At 62.0% G+C, this 2,594-nt stretch carries 3 protein-coding genes; 2 read left to right on the forward strand and 1 reads right to left on the reverse strand.

What is annotated here, in order from left to right; genetic code table 11:
- Positions 1-1,027 precede the first annotated feature (1,027 nt).
- Both GY937_03070 and GY937_03075 read left to right on the forward strand, forming a co-directional pair.
- Positions 1,028-1,294: a transposase gene (locus GY937_03070; GenBank protein MCP5055689.1), complete on the forward strand. Its 267-nt coding sequence runs from the start codon at positions 1,028-1,030 to the stop codon at positions 1,292-1,294.
- Positions 1,288-2,133 (forward strand): IS3 family transposase, encoded by an 846-nt coding sequence (locus tag GY937_03075; protein MCP5055690.1) that lies wholly within the window; start codon positions 1,288-1,290, stop codon positions 2,131-2,133. The genes GY937_03070 and GY937_03075 overlap by 7 nt, the downstream gene beginning before the upstream one ends.
- Before the next feature lie 199 nt (positions 2,134-2,332).
- Here GY937_03075 and GY937_03080 read toward each other — a convergent pair.
- On the reverse strand, positions 2,333-2,594 hold a 262-nt coding region (locus GY937_03080; protein MCP5055691.1), incomplete at its 5' end, for a hypothetical protein.

Here is a 2,594-nt window from a genome sequence, read left to right on the forward strand (position 1 = left end):
GGGTGGCGCGACATCGAGAAGCTCGTCCGAGCTCTCACCGTGTCCGAAACCAGCGAAGAGGCGACTGCAAAGCGCGTCGCCTAGGATTCAAACCGGAGCCGCCGCTCAGAGAAGATCAACAGCGGACGGGACATCCCCTACCAGCGGGCCCATTCCTCTTCGTTGAGCATGGGAACATCGGCATTGCAGCGCCAACAGAATGCAACTTCCATGCGTGCCGCTACCCAACGGAAATGCGACTCAGCAGCTGGGCCGGCCACCGACCCTCGCCGAGCCACCTGATCGTTGCTCAAACAGTATCATGCCTCGATACGCCTGGCGTGGCCCAGCGGGTTGCAGCCGCTTGTTCTGCAGCTTGCTGCCTTCTACTCGTCGGTTGGATAGGCGCTCACGCAAAGATGGACATCGGCGAGGCCGAGTGCTTGAAGGTCCCCCGGACCGATCCTTACTGCGGTGGAACGCGGCTCGCTGCTCACATAGAGGGCAACATCGACTTCTGAGATGACATCTGACCCTACCAATCGATCGATCGCTCTCGTGTAGTCGGATACAAATGAAGAAATGACATCTGCGAGGCGCGACGGAGGGATTTCGTCTGCGAGGGTGAGGTTGAAAGAACTCGGAGAAGTGATGGTCGCACCTCGGATCCCGGAACTCTCAAGGTACTCATGGGCACTGCCCGAGACCCGAACTCGCCATACTACGTCCATGGAACCCCAACATGCGGCACAACGGATCGGGCTTCAGCTAATACAGGAAACGCCGACCGCCAACACCTTGCCGCAGGTGCCCGACGCCAGAATCCTACCGAATTCAAGAAAGCCCAGCGGCGATAGGGAGTTCAAGCTGCGTTTTCGCTCAATGACCGGGTAGTAGATGTTCCGTCGACTACTCGCCGACCGGGGATCGGCCGTCGGGGGATGATTTCAACGGGCTGGGTGGCTCGTGTGCGCAGGAGATCTGGCCGGCCCTGCGAATCTGGTACCAGCCTCTGAGTTAGCCTCGACAAGAGGCTGGCGGAGGCGAGATGAAGCGAGCGCGATTTTCGGAAGAGCAGATCATCGGGATTCTGAAGGCGGCGGAAGCCGCCGGGAACATCCGGGCGGTGTGCCAAGAGAACAACATCACGGAGCAGACCTTCTATCGATGGCGGCGGAAGTTTGGCGGGATGGACGTTTCGGAAGCGAAGAAGCTTCGGGAGCTCGAACGTGAGAACTCCGAGCTGAAGAAGATGGTGGCTGACCTGTCGCTGGACATTCGGATGCTCAAGGAGATCAACTCGAAAAAATGGTGAGCCTGGCGGAGCGGCGACGTGCAGCGGAGCACCTGGAGCAGGAGTTCGCAGCGAGCGAACGGCGAGCCTGCCAGGTGATCGAGATCGCGCGGAGCACGAAGCGTCGTCCGTCAGGCCGTACTGAAGAAGTCGAGTTGGTTGCTGCCGTTCATCGGTTGTCGGAGCGGTATCCGCGCTTCGGATACCGCAAGATCTTTCACCGACTCCAGATGGAGGGATGGCGCGTGGGGCGGGAACGTGTTCGCCTACTGAGACGTCGAGAGGGGCTGAGAGTGCCGAGGAAGGGCCCGAAACGGCGACGGCGTGGATCGAGCACAACCGGCCCCACAGAAGCTCTCCATCCGAACCATGTGTGGAGCTACGACTTCGTGGCGGATCAGACGGTCGAGGGGCGAACGCTTCGCTTCCTAACGGTGATCGATGAGCACACGCGCCAGGGCTTGTGGATCGAGTGCGCCCGTCATCTCACTTCGGTGGATGTGGTTCGCGTTCTCGACCAGCTCGTCGAGTTGCACGGCCCGCCGGGGGTCGTGAAGAGTGACAACGGAAGCGAGTTCGTGGCCAAGAAAGTCCAGGAGTGGATCGAGAACCAAGGCATCGATGCTCGGTTCATCGACCCGGGGAGCCCTTGGCAGAACGGCCACAACGAGAGCTTCAACGGCGTCTTCCGCGATGGCTGCCTGAACCGCTGGCTCTTCGAGTCGGTGCGGGAAGCTCGAGAAGCCTCGGAAGCGTGGCTCCTCGAGTACAACGAAGAGCGACCCCATGGGTCGCTGGGCGGGCTGACGCCCGTCTCGTTCTTCGAACGAGTGAAGAACCAGGAAAGGGAAGCCGCCTGATGGTCAGGCACGATCCCTAACCCCACGGCTGGTACCGGCTCGTTGGGCTTGCCAGATCCGCGGATGGTGGTGGTCGGGTGAGAGATCGCCATGGTGCGGGCGCAGGGGTGGCGTTGCGGGATCGGCATCGAGGCGGGTCCTGTCCTCTGCCGGGATCCAACTCCGGTGCCAGGGCGAGAGGCTGGTCCGAGTTCGTGGGTCAGCCGCAGGGAGGCGCTTGATCCAAGTCCCAGTGTGACTCCTCGTCCCAGGAGTCAGGATCGGAGTCGACCGATGGGCCCGGTGCGGCTCCGAGCGGGGGCCCGCGCGCAGGCAGGCCAAGGCACTCGAGAATCTTGCGGGCCACGTCGGGGTCTTCGATGGCAGCGAGAAGGCGCATCGGCTCGCCGCAACGGGGGCAGCAAAGCGCATCGACCTCGAAGACACGCTGTAGGAGATCGGCCCAGGCAGTTCGCCGCGGA

Source organism: bacterium, from assembly GCA_024228115.1.
Taxonomy (GTDB): domain Bacteria; phylum Myxococcota_A; class UBA9160; order UBA9160; family UBA6930.

Coding starts and splice junctions, on each gene's coding strand:
- GY937_03070 (MCP5055689.1), top strand. CDS start 1,028: ATGAAGCGAGCGCGATTTTCGGAAGAGCAGATCATCGGGATTCTGAAG.
- GY937_03075 (MCP5055690.1), top strand. CDS start 1,288: ATGGTGAGCCTGGCGGAGCGGCGACGTGCAGCGGAGCACCTGGAGCAG.